This is a genomic window from Paraclostridium bifermentans (assembly GCF_964259345.1).
Classification (GTDB): Bacteria; Bacillota; Clostridia; order Peptostreptococcales; family Peptostreptococcaceae; genus Paraclostridium; species Paraclostridium bifermentans_B.
In genome coordinates, this window is the sequence record NZ_CAXVJR010000001.1 from 99,006 (window position 1) to 113,691 (window position 14,686).

19 protein-coding genes are annotated in these 14,686 nt (G+C 26.9%); 2 read left to right on the top strand and 17 right to left on the bottom strand.

Going from position 1 to position 14,686, the window contains the following annotated elements:
* Positions 1–65 precede the first annotated feature (65 nt).
* From ACEXNK_RS00555 to ACEXNK_RS00565, 3 genes are all read right to left on the bottom strand, one after another.
* Positions 66–416 (bottom strand): hypothetical protein, encoded by a 351-nt coding sequence (locus tag ACEXNK_RS00555; RefSeq protein WP_373600234.1) that lies wholly within the window; start codon positions 414–416, stop codon positions 66–68.
* Complete coding sequence (locus tag ACEXNK_RS00560; RefSeq protein WP_373600233.1) at positions 416–925, bottom strand: GNAT family N-acetyltransferase; 510 nt, start codon at positions 923–925, stop codon at positions 416–418. Before ACEXNK_RS00560 ends, ACEXNK_RS00555 begins: the two co-directional genes overlap by 1 nt.
* 117 nt (positions 926–1,042) lie before the next feature.
* Positions 1,043–2,344, bottom strand: a complete 1,302-nt coding sequence (locus ACEXNK_RS00565; protein ID WP_373600232.1) for a S41 family peptidase — start codon at positions 2,342–2,344, stop codon at positions 1,043–1,045.
* 354 nt (positions 2,345–2,698) lie between these two features.
* On the opposite strand from ACEXNK_RS00565, the gene ACEXNK_RS00570 reads away from it, so the two are divergent.
* Positions 2,699–3,202, top strand: coding sequence for a hypothetical protein (locus ACEXNK_RS00570; RefSeq protein WP_373600231.1), 504 nt, complete (start codon positions 2,699–2,701; stop codon positions 3,200–3,202).
* A 245-nt stretch (positions 3,203–3,447) separates the two neighbouring features.
* On the opposite strand, the gene ACEXNK_RS00575 is transcribed toward ACEXNK_RS00570, so the two are convergent.
* The 4 genes from ACEXNK_RS00575 to ACEXNK_RS00590 form a co-directional block, all read right to left on the bottom strand.
* Positions 3,448–4,230 (bottom strand): hypothetical protein, encoded by a 783-nt coding sequence (locus ACEXNK_RS00575; RefSeq protein ID WP_373600230.1) that lies wholly within the window; start codon positions 4,228–4,230, stop codon positions 3,448–3,450.
* Positions 4,223–4,705 carry an RNA polymerase sigma factor gene (locus ACEXNK_RS00580; RefSeq protein ID WP_373600229.1) on the bottom strand — a complete coding sequence of 161 codons (483 nt, stop codon included), beginning with the start codon at positions 4,703–4,705 and terminating at the stop codon, positions 4,223–4,225. The genes ACEXNK_RS00575 and ACEXNK_RS00580 overlap by 8 nt, the downstream gene beginning before the upstream one ends.
* A 197-nt stretch (positions 4,706–4,902) precedes the next feature.
* A complete protein-coding gene (locus ACEXNK_RS00585) occupies positions 4,903–5,961 on the bottom strand; it encodes a DUF4179 domain-containing protein (RefSeq protein ID WP_373600228.1) in 1,059 nt (352 codons plus the stop codon).
* Positions 5,961–6,518 carry a sigma-70 family RNA polymerase sigma factor gene (locus ACEXNK_RS00590; RefSeq protein ID WP_373600227.1) on the bottom strand — a complete coding sequence of 186 codons (558 nt, stop codon included), beginning with the start codon at positions 6,516–6,518 and terminating at the stop codon, positions 5,961–5,963. The genes ACEXNK_RS00585 and ACEXNK_RS00590 overlap by 1 nt, the downstream gene beginning before the upstream one ends.
* Before the next feature lie 246 nt (positions 6,519–6,764).
* Here ACEXNK_RS00590 and ACEXNK_RS00595 point away from each other — a divergent pair, with 246 nt between their 5' ends.
* Complete coding sequence (locus tag ACEXNK_RS00595) at positions 6,765–7,748, top strand: linear amide C-N hydrolase (protein WP_373600226.1); 984 nt, start codon at positions 6,765–6,767, stop codon at positions 7,746–7,748.
* A 141-nt stretch (positions 7,749–7,889) separates the two neighbouring features.
* Here ACEXNK_RS00595 and ACEXNK_RS00600 read toward each other — a convergent pair whose 3' ends face one another.
* From ACEXNK_RS00600 to ACEXNK_RS00645, 10 genes are all read right to left on the bottom strand, one after another.
* Positions 7,890–8,468 carry a histidine phosphatase family protein gene (locus ACEXNK_RS00600; RefSeq protein ID WP_373600225.1) on the bottom strand — a complete coding sequence of 193 codons (579 nt, stop codon included), beginning with the start codon at positions 8,466–8,468 and terminating at the stop codon, positions 7,890–7,892.
* A 35-nt stretch (positions 8,469–8,503) separates the two neighbouring features.
* Positions 8,504–8,989 (bottom strand): GNAT family N-acetyltransferase, encoded by a 486-nt coding sequence (locus ACEXNK_RS00605; RefSeq protein ID WP_373600224.1) that lies wholly within the window; start codon positions 8,987–8,989, stop codon positions 8,504–8,506.
* Positions 8,990–9,090: 101 nt separating this feature from the next.
* A complete protein-coding gene (locus ACEXNK_RS00610; RefSeq protein ID WP_373600223.1) occupies positions 9,091–9,924 on the bottom strand; it encodes a DUF2785 domain-containing protein in 834 nt (277 codons plus the stop codon).
* A gap of 21 nt (positions 9,925–9,945) precedes the next feature.
* Complete coding sequence (locus ACEXNK_RS00615) at positions 9,946–10,461, bottom strand: GNAT family N-acetyltransferase (protein ID WP_373601520.1); 516 nt, start codon at positions 10,459–10,461, stop codon at positions 9,946–9,948.
* Positions 10,462–10,575: 114 nt separating this feature from the next.
* The gene (locus tag ACEXNK_RS00620; protein ID WP_373600221.1) at positions 10,576–11,103 is read right to left on the bottom strand and encodes an NUDIX hydrolase; all 528 of its coding nucleotides are present in this window, start codon (positions 11,101–11,103) and stop codon (positions 10,576–10,578) included.
* 130 nt (positions 11,104–11,233) lie between these two features.
* The gene (locus ACEXNK_RS00625) at positions 11,234–11,437 is read right to left on the bottom strand and encodes a helix-turn-helix transcriptional regulator (protein ID WP_373600220.1); all 204 of its coding nucleotides are present in this window, start codon (positions 11,435–11,437) and stop codon (positions 11,234–11,236) included.
* Between the two features lie 5 nt (positions 11,438–11,442).
* Positions 11,443–11,934 (bottom strand): DUF3796 domain-containing protein, encoded by a 492-nt coding sequence (locus ACEXNK_RS00630; protein ID WP_373600219.1) that lies wholly within the window; start codon positions 11,932–11,934, stop codon positions 11,443–11,445.
* 119 nt (positions 11,935–12,053) lie between these two features.
* A complete protein-coding gene (locus tag ACEXNK_RS00635; RefSeq protein ID WP_373600218.1) occupies positions 12,054–13,097 on the bottom strand; it encodes a hypothetical protein in 1,044 nt (347 codons plus the stop codon).
* A gap of 203 nt (positions 13,098–13,300) precedes the next feature.
* Complete coding sequence (locus tag ACEXNK_RS00640; RefSeq protein ID WP_373600217.1) at positions 13,301–14,128, bottom strand: class I SAM-dependent methyltransferase; 828 nt, start codon at positions 14,126–14,128, stop codon at positions 13,301–13,303.
* 21 nt (positions 14,129–14,149) lie between these two features.
* Complete coding sequence (locus ACEXNK_RS00645; RefSeq protein ID WP_373600216.1) at positions 14,150–14,623, bottom strand: ASCH domain-containing protein; 474 nt, start codon at positions 14,621–14,623, stop codon at positions 14,150–14,152.
* Between the last annotated feature and the right edge of the window lie 63 nt (positions 14,624–14,686).

The following is a 14,686-nucleotide window of genomic DNA, read 5'->3' on the forward strand; positions in this document are numbered from 1 at the left end:
TATCTTTCAAATTTAATAGTATGTAAAATATCAAAAGGGTTACCTCTTTTAAAAGTAACCCTTTTTTAATATATAGATTCTAATAAATATCTAAATTCTTTTTCATTCATTTTTATTAAACTTCTTTTTCCATCTTCAAACTCAATAGAAACTAATCTATAAGCTTCATATGTATTACTCGCAGTAAATCCTGCTAACAATCCTATAATACCTACTAAACAAACCCCTATTATTATTCTAATTATTATATCTATACTACTTTTTTTATACTCTATATGTACAGTATCATATTTCTTAATATTATCCCTAGAAAGTTCTTTAACTTCACTATATCCTTCTAAAAATAAGTTTTCACATTTTTTGTGATTTACAACTCTCCAATGTTTATAGTCACCTTGTATAACTAAGCTATTCACTAAATAATATACCTCCAGTATCTAACTTCTAATGCCCCATCAAGATCACTTATTCTCTCTACTCCATCTGATTTAAATCCACATTTTTCATAAAACTTTCTTGCTCTATAATTATCTTTAAACACCCATAAATACGCCTTGTATTTTCCGCTTTTTAATATATCTTGTAATGTTCTATCCATCATAGCCTTACCAACACCTTTTCCCCATGTTTCTTTAAGCGAGTGAAAAGCCACTACTTCTACACAATCTAAATTATCTTCTTCATCTGAATCGCACCAAAATACTTCTCCACAAGGTTTTTCATCTAAATATGCAATATAAAAAGTTCCTTTCTTAGAGTCAAAAACTGATTCGAAAAAATTTGTAAACTCCTCAACGTCTTGGTACTTTTCCAAAGTCTCTTTTGAAAGAATATCTTTAAAAGCAACACTCCAAGAATCCACTTGTATCTTTGCCAATGCTCTCATATCACTTCTATTTGCTAATTTAACTTCTATTTTATTCAATTTTACCTCCCATATATAACATACAATTAATTATGTTCTTTTTTATTTATTATCATAGTTAAAGTATCTCAATTTTACTTACTAAAGTCCATAGCAACTTTAATTATATAACTCTAACTATCTAATTAATTTTCTTATATGCTCATAACAAGTATCTATTCCATTTACATAATCCTCATAACTTTGTATTATTTCTATATCTGGTTTAACTCCACCTATATATCCTTTTTTACTTATAATTGGACTATTAGAATAAGCTACCTTAAATTTAGAGTTGGGTAATTCTATTTGTACAGAGCGACTTCCAAATAAATTGATATTACCACCAGTCGTTTCTCCAACTATATTTGCGTCTCTCTTGCTTTGTAAATCCCACGCTAATAAAGTAGATGCAGAGTTAGATTGTTTTCCTGTTATAACGTATATATCTTCCCCACTTAAATCAGTTCTATATTTTATCATATCTGTCATAGCATCTAAAACCTTACCATTACCACCTTTATTATTTCTTAAATCTATAACAAACTTATCGTAGTCTTTCTCGTTAATTTCTTCTATCATACCCTCTTGAAACTCATAAAAATTAGGATATATATCTCCATTAGTATGAGTAGCAAACTTATTGAATTTAAAATATAAAATATTATCTTCTTTAAAATTTTTATACCAGAAAAACTCACTTTCTCCTTCTGGTATTTTATTTGTTTTCATTTCTTTAACATCTGCTTTTATGTAATCTATATCTTTATTTTTTAATGGCTTTAATTTCAAATTTATCTTTTCTTTATTATCATTTTCAAATATGTATTCCGCTTTTTTACCATCTACTATTTCAAAAAACTTCAAAAATTCATATGTATTCATATACTCTTTTGCATAAAATAACTGACCTTGTTTGTTTTTATAGTCATGTGCTATTATAGTTGCTATTTTATCTAAAACTTCTCTTATATCAACATTATTTATAGATATTAGCTTAGAACCTAAGATGTCTTTATACTTTGAGTCACTCTGAACTACTCTTAACCCATCATCAAAGTATTCAGCTTTTACTGGAAACTCCCATATCTCATCTGTAGTTATTTGCTTTTCTCCAATTGGAGTAAGTATATCTATAGGAGCTACTGCTGTATGAGCATCACCTAATGTAGCTACTATTTGTGCTATTCTCATCTTTATATCTATATCTGAAAGTTTTGGAACTTCTGATTTTAATTTGTCTATACTATCATCCCATTTTTCTTTTGGTCGGTACTTAAAGATATCTGGATGTTGCTTAGTTAACTCTGTACCTAAGTAATTTATATCTTCTATCCACTGTTCATTACTCAAAACCCTTTTGTCATTAAAGCTAATGCCACATCCTAATAAAGTAATTATTGATAAAATACAAACTATCGTAATTAATATTTTTTTCATACCCCCACTTACACCCTCCCATAATATAAATTTATATATTATATCAGTATTAAACTTTTATTAATTAAATACCTCCATTAAAATCAATATATAATTACATAAATAAAGCTACATTCAAATACATACAATGCCTTTTAATTGCATATCTATAATGTAACTACCAATGAAACGTATATAACAAGAATAACCATTCAAAATAGATTAATTGAACTAATTTAAATCAATCTATTTAGTTGAGGTATGCCTAAGACCATTTGATAATTGAAATATGATTAAATGTTATTTATGCTATAATTAATTAGAAGGTTTTTATGCAATATATAATATATAATATATAAAAATGGGGGATATAACATGCTTGATGTTACAAATAAATCTTTGTCAAATAGTCTAAAAAGGGATATAGACGACGCATTAAACTCTGGAAAGGTAATCGTTTCAGTTTCTATAAATGGTAATGATTATCCAGGCAAAATGTATTCAAGAAGCCCATGGATTTTATTAATAGGTGGTGCTGAAATCAAAATATATAACAATAGAGATAAAAAGGTTCTGAAAAATATATCAACTTTAGATATTACTGAAATTAACTTAAGAGTAGCAAAAGGTTTTAACAATGCACCTGGTATATTTATGACTCAATCACTTTGCTTAGAGATGGATGTAAGAAAAAATAATAAAAATTACTGCTTGATTTGTGAAGATTTAAGGCCAATTCCAGAAATATTAAAATGGTTAAAAGAAAATAATATATTCTATATAGATTCATATAATTTAGAACAATTATACAATGAAAATGATGTAAAAGAAGTTGTTAATATTTTATATAGTAAAATTCAAGAAATTCAAGAAAGATAATATTAACAATTGAACTGAATTATGAATTGATTGATATTCAATTTAATATAAGACTGTGCCTTGTAATTCAACATTTTAGAATTACTAAGGTACAGTCTTTTTTTATTAATATATCACAAACTTATCTAACATAGCCAAACTTTTTAATTAGCAATAAATATACCTAATACGATAACATTCCCAAATAAAAGCTCTCGGATATAGGCTCAAGAAATGAGTTTATACTCTTATCTTGAGTCTATATCCTACTTATTATCTATAATCTCACATGCCATTTTAACTAATTCATCTTTAGATATGTCATTATTCATAGCCAATAATGAATAAGTAACACCATCTTTTTCAAAGCTTAAGAACTTAACCTCAGTAACTTCTACTTCCTTAGACCCAACACTAAAAACATATTTCCCCTCTGCTTCATCTTTCTTATCTTGTTCTGTCATCTCATAATCTGCTGGAACCGACTTACTTGCATATTGATTATAGTATATATCTACTCCCTTATAATTTTCAACTTTTTCTGTATTTTCATCCTTTTCCCCAAACTGCTTATTTGTCATATAAAGGCTTAATTCATTCTTACTATTCCTATAAGTAAAATCCAGTTCCTTTGATTTTCCTAATGAATTTCCCTCTTCATCAAAACCTTCTTTATTAACAGTATATCCTTTATCAAAAATATATCCATTGCTAAATTCTTTAACTATTTTAGGTTCAAACCCAAAATCCTTACTTACTTGAGATATACTTGGAATACTCTTATAAGTTGGAATATTACTTGAGTTTCCAATTATAGAAAATACATTTCCTGCTGCAAATACTCCTGTTCCTAATATCATAGTAACTGCTAAAGTAACTAATACTCTTTTTCTAAACCCTATATTAAAACGCTTTTTATTTTTATTTTTATCCTTAACCATTACTATATTCTCCTCTTTATCTGGTAAGTTATTTAGTGTTGACCTTACCCTATTTTTAAACCCTTGTGGTACATCTTCAAAAGTATCTTTAAAATCTTTTCTATTCATAAATTTCCTCCATGTTCTTTAGCTCAATTTTTAATAGCTTTCTACCTCTTGATAATCTGCTTTTTACAGTTCCTGATGGTACTTTCAAGATTTGTTTAATCTCATCTATGCAATATCCTTCTACATAATATAAAACGATGGTTACACGAATTCTTGGTGGAAGGTTAACTATAGCTTGATATAGCTCGTTATAATCCTTTTTATCATCCGCTTTAACAGATTCAAAAGCTTCTTCATAGGGAATGTTTTTTACAGCTTTACGTTTTAAGCTATAACATTCATTTATAAGTATACGTATTAACCAAGTTTTAAAATATTTTTCTTCTTTTAAAGTATGTAGCTTGTCATAAGCTTTAAGTATTGCATTTTGAACTGCATCTTCACAATCTTGTTCATGTATTAAAATTGATTTTGATACATGGTATAAAGTAACTTCAGCTTCAAGTACCTTATCTATAAATTTATTTTTATCCAATTATATTTCCTACCTTTCTTAACAAATCATAGCGCTATTTCTTTGCTTTCACTAATTAGATGTATCTATACCATAAAAGGTTCATTTATTTTTAAATTTTTTAATAGTCTAATATGATAATAGCAGTAATTATATTTTTTTACTAAAACTACCATAAAAATAAACCAACAATACTTATGTTGGTTTACTCTTACATCTTATTTATCTAAATATAAAACTTCATCAAAAACTACATCTCTTCTAACTTCTTCATACGTTCCTTTTTGAGATTTCAACTCCTTATATACAGATTTCTCTATAACAATTCTTATACTTTTGCTATTTCCTGTAGCTTCTAAAGATGCCGATATTTCTTTATCATTATCTTCTGACACACTAGTTTGGTCACAGTATAACTTTTTATTATTTTCATCTAACACCTTAATATCATAATCATCCCAATTGCCTTTTTTATATTCTACTTTCACAATACTCTTAAATGGTGTTATAACTACTGATTTAACCTTTACTATATCATTTTCCAAGTTATCAGTGATAATTTCTTTTTTTAGACTTTTATTAACCTTAACTGGAACATTAAATGCCCAAGTCCCTTTTTTAACGTAATCTTTACTGTTCTCTTCTGTAGCATAATTTTCTATAGATACAAGTTTAGTTTTAAATATGAATTCATCTGGAATATCTTCTTCTATGTTAGATAAGTCGTATGTTTCTACTCCAACAAAAGTATTCTCATCAATAAATTCACCTTCTAGCCCTGAAAATCCTGATACGTCAGGTTCTTCATTTGTAAAATCTAATTGGTTGTATTCAGCTTCTACCTCTAGTTGATTCATATCTAACTCTTTCCCATTTCCCCATGATGTATTTTTAAATGGCTCATCATTTTCAACAATATATGTAGCATATAATGTCTGTCCATCACATACTAATTCTGAAAGTGTAATTCCTATTCCATTTGAATAAGCAGTTTCATTTATAGAAGTTGCGTACTGAGAATAGTTTCCTGGAAAGTAAATATTCTTTTCAATAACTTCAAATACATTTCCTACAAAAGGTATTTTAGATGCTAATGCAGGGTTAACAATTCCAACAATTATTAAGCCAATAAAACTTGCAGCTAACACCTTATATAGCTTTCTATATTTGTTATCAGTATTACACTTTTTATGTATTAATGCTTTTTCAACACCTTTTTCTATTACACTATCTATATTTGTAGGTATAATTATTTCATCATATTTTTTATTTCCCATTACAAGTCACCGTCCTTTAAAATTTGTTTAATTTTTTCTTTAGCTCTTCTGAGATGACTTTTTACAGTGTTTATTGGGATATCCATATTTTTAGCAATTTGTTCATCTGTCATATCATTAAAATATTTAAGTATAATAACCATTTTATAATTATCGCTTAACATATCTATTGCATCATATAAATCTAATTTATCCTCAATTGAAATATTTTTATGATCTTCTGATAAGATTGTTTCTTCTATGTAAACTATTTTTTCTTCTTTTTTAGAATAATCTATTGATGTATTAATTAATATCTTTGTTATCCATGTTTTAAAATATTTTGCTTCTTTTAGCTTTTCTATATTTATTAACCCTTTATATACCGTTTCTTGTAATATATCTAATGCTTTTTGTTCATCCTTTACATAGCTATAAGCTATTTTATAAAGTGATGCTTTATGAATTTTTATCAATTCTGAAAATGCATCAGAATCTCCCCTTATTGCTGCCTTTGCTAAGTCTTGTTCTGAATTTTTCCTTATTTTTTGCAAAGGTATTTTTAATATATTTAACATACAATCTCCCTTCGTTTTACTTTACCCACCTAACATTATAATGTATTTTTAGAAGTTAATTAACTTTTACATCAATTAGACTTACAATGATTTTAAAAAGTTGCAAAAATTATAATTAATTTTTAATATCTTACATCAAATACTTAATAAATAACATTAAGCATTCAGTTAATCCTGTTTATCATATTTAAGTTAGGGTAGAAAAATAATATAAAAAATACAATAACTTAATAGGAGATGATTTCATTGTGTACACATGTTCATATTTTAAGCAATAAAAATAATTCTTACTGGGGAAGAACTTTAGATACTTCTTTTAATCCATTTGACATGAATTCAAAAGTAACTATCGTCCCTAAAAATTTCACTTTAGATACACAAAGTAATCCTTGGAAAACAAAATATGCTTTTTTAGGTATTAGTTTATCAGGATCTACTTTATTTTTTGATGGAGTAAATGAAAAAGGACTTGCTGGAGGACTTTTATTTTTAGATTCATGTACATGGGATACGAAAGATAATATAGAAAAAGAAGGTCTTACAGCTATCAATAGTGGTGAAATAATACCTTGGATTTTAAGTAACTTTGAAACTGTTAGTGATATAAAGAAAAATATATCAAAAGTTGCAGTTACTGGTGATGATCTTCCTGCTCTAGGAGAATTAGATAAAGGACATCCTATCACTGCTCATTATACTTTTACAGACAAAATGGGTGACTCAGTAGTACTAGAGCCCACAAACAATGGACGTTTTAGAGTTTTTGATAATACTATAGGTGTAATGACTAATGCTCCTACATTCGATTGGCATATAACTAATTTATCAAATTATATACAAGTTCAAGGGTTTAATAAACAACAAAATCATATAAATAGTAAAACAGTAATTCCACCTAGTTCAAATGGTTCTGGAATGCTTGGATTACCAGGTGATTATACTTCACCATCAAGATTTGTGCGTGTAGCATATTTAAGAAACTTTTTAGGCGAGATTAATGATGAAGAGGCTCCAACTCAACTATTCAGTATTTTAAATTCAGCTTGGGTGCCAAAAGGAGTTGTACGTTTTGTTAAAGATAAAGATGATTCAGATTTTTCAAGTTATATGTGCGCCTATGACCAAACTTTAGGAAAATTATATTTACGTATTTTTAATCATATAAATACAATGGAATTCTCTTTAGAAAATGTTAAAGAAAATGAATTAGTAACTTATTCAATTAACTAAAATTTATGGTTTTAGTGTATATGATAATAATATAAACTATTGTTATATACGCTCAAATCAAACAAAAAGAGTATATATATTGAATAAAAAAAATTCCAATATATATACTCTTTTTTGTTCATATTTTATTTTTACTTAGAACTATATTGCACCGGCTTCTATATTAATAAGTTCTTTCATATTTAAAATATCAACTCCGTCAAACTCCGCACAAACTATCCAGGGCATAACTCCCTTTATTCTATCAAAGGCTTCATATCCAAAATCTTTATCATAAAAATTTATTATAGTGCTTAATGCAGTACCATGAGTTCCTATAACTATATTTTCATTAGCATTTTCTTTTAAAATTCTATGTAATTGAACTATATTTCTATCCTGAACTTCCTTTAAAGATTCTCCTCCATCCATTTTGTAGTCAAAATCTTTCCACTGATTTTTAGAAAATTCATTAAAATTTTCTATCCAACAATCGCTTATCTTTCTTTCTCTAAAATCATCTACCATCTCAATTTTTAAATTAAAATCTTTAGCTACTTCGTTTATTGTGTCTATAGATCTTTTATATGGACTTGAATACATTTTAGTTATATTCTTATCTTTAAAAAACTCTACAAGTTCCTTACTAGATTTTATCCCTTCTTCTGTTAGTGGTCTAGTTAAATCATCATGAACTGAAAAATCAGGTTTTGCATGTCTTACAAAATATACTTTATTCATATTTACATCTCCCATTCCCCTGTTTAAACTGCAATCTAATTAATAGAAAATACCACACTATCAATACTTTTTACATAACCTTCATTTTTAAAATTCAATTTCTCTAATAACTTAATACTAGGCTCATTGTTTGGATGTACTAAACATGCAATTTCATAGTTTGAAAAATTATCAAAGATATAAGCCATTACCCCTTTAAGTATTTCATAGGCATAACCATTTCTTTGATGTTTAGTTGCAATAGTGTACCCCAGTGTAATTGTATTATCTTTAAAAGCAATGAACATATCTCCAATAAGTTCATTACTACTTTTAAGTCCAATCGCTACTTGCATTGTTTTCTTATCTAATATTCTAGCAGTATTATTTTTTTCAATTAAACCTTTTAAGTAGTCCAAAGATGTATTATCCCATCTTTGATATTTAGCACAATGTGGATCATTTCTATATTCAAATAAAGTGTTTAAATCTTCATATTTTAGGCTTCTTAAAACTAATCGTTTGGTTTCTAAAAATACCATATTAAATTTTCCCTTCTTTATTTATCATACTATCTATAGCTATAATCATTTCAACTTTTTCCAAATACATTTTTACTTAGCATACATAATAAATTAATACTTTATAATAAATTAGTTACTAAGCACTGAATTTTATCAAGTATAATTACATCTTGAATACAACCCTTCAATGTAAAATACAAGCTCTTTAAAAAATTAGTAATATTAACATTTTGATGATACCATTCTATTGATGATTCTTTAATATAGTTATACTTTTTAAAACTTTCTAACCATGACAATATATCACATTCACCAATTTCATCTCTCATAAAAATACTCTTCACAGCAATGCTTATTCGATCAGGCTCTCCATCAATGTATACATATTTCCCCTGACATATTTTTGACTGCAATGTCATAAGCAGCTTTTGTAAATCTTCTTTACAAAGAACACTACATTTTCCTAGTTCATCAATTACATCAGCTCCATGTGCTACTGAGTGAGCCCACCCCTTATTATCTACGTACCCTCTTAAATCAACCTCTTTAGTATAGTACTCAATTATTGTGTTTGTCGTCTTGTTAATTTCATTATTAGATAAAAAGTTATTTTGATTATTAGAGTATAATATCAAGGCTATAATCAGTGCAGAAAACGTACGGCTAAAAACTGTATCATCATTTTCAATCCCCACACATTTCATTAAATGCTGATTATCTATACAAATTTCTAAGAAAGTTTGAAGTTGCTGAATAGAAAATTTATTTTGATTAATCCATTTTGAAAAAATATCATAAATCAAATCATCTCTCAAAGTTGGATCAATTGTTCCTATATGTTTAAGCATATCAAGTGCATAAGAATAATATAAATTCTCACAGTTAATTTCATTAATCAAATAATTATCTTCTTTAACTTGTATTAATTTAGTTTTTAATATCTCCTCTGTCATTCTATTCCCCCTCCCTAACAACTATTTAAGAAGTAATTTTAATATATTTAAATTACTTTCTTTATCTCCAATATTTATTGTTGTTGATTTTACATGTTGATACCCTGCTAATTTCCAAAACTTTATACCTTTAGTGTTTTGCTCTAACACACCTATTCTAAATGTATCAGCCCCTTGAGTTAAAGCATATTTCTTTATTTCTTCATGAATTATTTTTCCTAAGTTTTTATTTCTTTCATTTGGTGAAAGTAACAATAATCCTATCATCCAAGTTCCATTTTCAGGATAGTTTTTAAATATATCTACCATACCGATTAACAATCCACATTTATTGTATACTCCAAGTGTTAAAGAGTCTTCTAATGTCTTTCTTTCACTATATTTAAAAATACTATCTACATCCTCATCAGTTGCATTTCTTCCACTACTCATGATATGGTAATCAGAACATAAATCATATAAATGTTTTATTTCATTATGATTCGAAGACGTTATAGGCTTAATTGAATACTCATTCTCTAATATAATATTCATCATCATCCCTCCCCCTATAATTAACTTTAATAGGTAATCTTAATTTAATTATAGCAGAAGTTGTATTTTCAAAATCTACATCAAAATACATATTTTTAATATTTATATTTACTTTAATTAAATATTATCTTTACATGTAAAGCCCATATAATCTTTCATATCAAATAATAGTTCTATAAAACTTTTGTGATATGGTATAAATTCTTTACTATCAATCATACCTAAGATTTTATTTTTATCAGCCCACATAACATTTTGAACTTCTTCATATTGCAATTTAAGCTTATCAATATCAACATCTTCTTTTATTATATAAATATCATCAAATCCTACTTCAAAATTAATTGTCAATGAAGGTCTTTTATCTTTAAGATTTATCTTATAACCTATTTCTTCAAAAACTTCCCTCTCTGCAGCTGACTGACTACAATCACCCGATACAGCACTTCCTCCAACCGTAATATCCCACATGTTTGGCCAGCCTTCTTTAAACGTTTGTCTTTGTTGAATTAACATTTTTCCTTCTAAATTAAAAATACACACATGCACTACCATATGATAAGTATTTTCTTTAAATTCACTCCCTCTTATCATAGTTTCTCCAATTTTGATTCTATCTTTATCATATAAATCCCATATTTCCATATTTTCACCCTTTCTAAATATATTGTTTAACTACTATATTACTAAAAAAAGGAGCATACGCTCCTTTTATATATAATCATATTATTAATTTCATAGATGTCAATTATCATTTTCTATATTATAATCAAACTTAAAATTCAAATATAAATAACTTATCTATTGGTGTGTCAAGTTCTTTAGCTATTCTAAAAGCTAGTTCAAGTGAAGGATTGTATTTAGCATTTTCTAAACGGGCTATAGTTTCTCTTCTAACATTAACCTTATTAGCTAATTCTTCTTGGGTTAGACCATTAAACTGTCGATATTTTTTTAAATTGCTAATGAAATTTGTCATAGTTTTTAATTTCCTAAATCAAATCTGTATGTTAAAAACGCCCATAAGTTCATTGCTATTGCAAAAGTAAGTGATAATATCAATACTTGTGCTCTATAAAGAGTTAATATGTCTACTGTAACTAATCTAACTAATACACTTGCTACAACCGATAATACAAATCCTGTATAAAGCGCTATAGAACCTGCTCTATTTTTATTGTAAATTAAACGTTCATCTTTACAAGTTCCTAGTTTGTTCCACCAGTAATGAGAGAAATATGCAAACCATGAAAAAGCTAATAGTCCTAATGGATCACTTTTTAATTCTGTAAATCCAAAGAAACCTAAAAACCCTAGAAGGAATAAATGCTGATTTAAATCTTTTATAAATAAACATCCAATCCATGCAAAAGTCAATATTTCTAATGGGTCATTTTTTAATGTTTCAATCCCTTTAACTTTTAAAAAAATTAAAAATGCTACAATCAATAAATACTTATTCATACCTTTTTTCATAAATAATCCCCCCACCAATGTGATATATTTGTATCTCTATATTACATATATATCACATTGGTGGGGGGATTATTACTAAAATAAAAAATAAAATTTAGAACTTAATTTGCATAATTGATTTACAAATTAATTTTGTCATATGCTATATTATCCGATATCATAGTAGCTAATTTAATCATCTTAGGTGCTAAATCTATATCTGCTCCCCTTATAGCTACTATACATTCTCCATTAGTACCTTTTTGTTTAGCTGCTTTTTCATAATTATCTCTAGTAATATTTCTTGCTTTATCTATTTCATCATAAACTATATTAAATTGTTTATTTATATTATCTAATTCCAGATTATCTGCAAAGTTTTCATTTATAGTCTTTTGTATTTTCTCTAATCTCTTTATTGCAACTATATAGTCCTCATCTCTTAAAGATTCATCTACTAATGATATAGAACCCATATAATCTCTTATAGAGTAAATTTCTTGTTCTATTTGAAAATTTATTGAATCAAATTTTTCTGGTTTGTAATTAAAATCATCATATAGTGAGTATCCTAGTATAACGCCATTAGAGCATGTACTTATTAATGTTTGTAAAGTTAATCTAGCTCTTCCTTTATAATCTAAATACTCAGCATATTCTTTTATATCTAAGTTATTTTTTAACTCTGTCATGGCATCTATTGTAGCATTAAAGTATGGATTTAATTTTGCAACCTTTTCTTTATAATCAGATTTTTTTCCTATTTCCTGCAATGTAATTAACTTATTTATAATCATTTCTATAAACTCTTTTTCTAATTTAGTTTCTTCTATCTGATATTGAGAAGTATATGTATATATAAATTTCCCAAATATAGCGTCTAGCGTTTCTGAATATTTCTCTAGTGATAAACTACTATTTTCATTTAGATTTTCGAGCAAATCATAATTATATTCTCCTTCATAAGACCTTTTCGTCTTCTCAATACCCTTCTCCATATATTCATTTTTAGAAATATGATATATAGGCTCATAACCTATTCCACTATACCCTTTATAATTTTGAGTTACCTCTTTCTTAACAGTTGATGCAGATTTATTATTTACGTTATTACACCCTGTAATTCCTATTGATATTACAGTACAAATACCTAATACAAATATATTTCTTTTAATAATTTTCATATAATGTCCCCTATTCAGTAAGTATGTTTTAATAATATAGTTTTTTGTACCTATATTCAATAAGTTATCCATAATTTCTAAGTAACTAAATTTACTTATGTTTATAAAAGTTACTCTTTTCTAAAACAAAATGATAAAACTTCTAATATATTTTATTTAACTCTTTTGGGATAGTATTTTTTGAAATTAGCTACTTATATCCATTATTTAATTTTTTGAGATACAATAATAAAATGAGGACTCATTCCCATTAACTCTATTTCATTTTCTGTAATCTCTAAAATATTTAATAGTCTTTTTCTTATACTAATATCTTTCCACTTTTCATTTAAATCTGGTGTAAACCAAATCGTACCTTCTATTGCATGTTTATTTATAGTTTCGAACCCAACATTCTCAATTTCACCTTGCAACTGTAGAGGTGTATGAAAATAGGCTTGTGTAAGTAAATTGGGATATTCTTTTGGTCTTTCGTGTACTCCTTCTTTTAACTCTTTTTCTATCATATCTGTAAATACATCTTCATTTAATAAGTTATTTTTACTTCCAAATGTTGATAATGCCCATGTAGTTGTACTAAATTTAGATATCCCAACAGAAAATAAAATTCCTCCCTTTTTCAATACTCTATAACATTCTTTTAAAACTTTTAATCTCTCCTCTAAGCTTTGAAGGTGATACAATGGTCCCATAAGTAATACAATATCTGCACTTTCATCACTTCTGTTTATACTTCTAGCATCACAAACTTCTGCAGTAAATGAATTGTTATAGTTTGACTTTGCATACTCTACAGCATTTGGGCAAAGTTCTAACAAGTGAACTTGATTACCTTTAGCTGCTAACCACTGTGAATAAATCCCTACTCCTCCACCAATGTCATATATAACATTCTTACTGGTATTTATGTACTTACTCAAAATTTGTTTGGTTCTATAAAGCTCGATAATACCTAATCCTCTTTCTAATCTTCCTTTTTCCGATACAGTGTTATAAAATTCAAAAACTTTTTCTATATTCTCATTGTCCATTCCTATCTCCCCCCAAACATTTTATATATATACAACTTCAAACTCTTCAAATACAACTTTCATATCTTCATTGAATTCCTTATCGATATTAGATAATTCTCTTTTAAAAAACTCTATATGTACTTTTCTCCAATATTCTAATGATTTATCTCCCTCTCCTTCTATATATGCTAATGTAGAGTCTACATCCTTGAATGGAAGTATATATACTTTTTTATTTTTTATAATACATTTAGCAATTCCATCCCAATTTGTAACTATGCTATATGATCCTTCTTCAGGTATATCTTCATTTTCTAACTCGTATAATTCATAAAGTGATGTAGTTCCTCTCTTTATACCAAGACAAACTAAATCTGCTAATTTATCAGCACTTTCTTTATTATCACAAAAACACCATGAATCATATGTCTTATTTGTAGTTTCAATACTTTCACCTATAGAGTTTAAATATTTTCCCCACACATTTTTTACAGATTTATCTTCTAATCTCAATTTGATTTCTCCCTTATTTTTAATTTTTAATATATCTTAATCTTTTAAATTTTTATTTTGGCT

What these genes read in the sequence shown, in the direction of transcription:
- ACEXNK_RS00640 (WP_373600217.1), bottom strand. Translation starts at nt 14,128, where the DNA reads ATGGACAATGAGAATATAGAAAAAGTTTTTGAATTTTATAACACTGTA.
- ACEXNK_RS00630 (WP_373600219.1), bottom strand. Translation starts at nt 11,934, where the DNA reads ATGAAAAAAGGTATGAATAAGTATTTATTGATTGTAGCATTTTTAATT.
- ACEXNK_RS00585 (WP_373600228.1), bottom strand. Translation starts at nt 5,961, where the DNA reads ATGGGAAATAAAAAATATGATGAAATAATTATACCTACAAATATAGAT.
- ACEXNK_RS00575 (WP_373600230.1), bottom strand. Translation starts at nt 4,230, where the DNA reads ATGAATAGAAAAGATTTTAAAGATACTTTTGAAGATGTACCACAAGGG.
- ACEXNK_RS00600 (WP_373600225.1), bottom strand. Translation starts at nt 8,468, where the DNA reads ATGAATAAAGTATATTTTGTAAGACATGCAAAACCTGATTTTTCAGTT.
- ACEXNK_RS00565 (WP_373600232.1), bottom strand. Translation starts at nt 2,344, where the DNA reads ATGAAAAAAATATTAATTACGATAGTTTGTATTTTATCAATAATTACT.
- ACEXNK_RS00615 (WP_373601520.1), bottom strand. Translation starts at nt 10,461, where the DNA reads ATGATGAATATTATATTAGAGAATGAGTATTCAATTAAGCCTATAACG.
- ACEXNK_RS00610 (WP_373600223.1), bottom strand. Translation starts at nt 9,924, where the DNA reads ATGACAGAGGAGATATTAAAAACTAAATTAATACAAGTTAAAGAAGAT.
- ACEXNK_RS00625 (WP_373600220.1), bottom strand. Translation starts at nt 11,437, where the DNA reads ATGACAAATTTCATTAGCAATTTAAAAAAATATCGACAGTTTAATGGT.
- ACEXNK_RS00590 (WP_373600227.1), bottom strand. Translation starts at nt 6,518, where the DNA reads ATGTTAAATATATTAAAAATACCTTTGCAAAAAATAAGGAAAAATTCA.
- ACEXNK_RS00570 (WP_373600231.1), top strand. Translation starts at nt 2,699, where the DNA reads ATGCTTGATGTTACAAATAAATCTTTGTCAAATAGTCTAAAAAGGGAT.
- ACEXNK_RS00605 (WP_373600224.1), bottom strand. Translation starts at nt 8,989, where the DNA reads ATGGTATTTTTAGAAACCAAACGATTAGTTTTAAGAAGCCTAAAATAT.
- ACEXNK_RS00635 (WP_373600218.1), bottom strand. Translation starts at nt 13,097, where the DNA reads ATGAAAATTATTAAAAGAAATATATTTGTATTAGGTATTTGTACTGTA.
- ACEXNK_RS00620 (WP_373600221.1), bottom strand. Translation starts at nt 11,103, where the DNA reads ATGGAAATATGGGATTTATATGATAAAGATAGAATCAAAATTGGAGAA.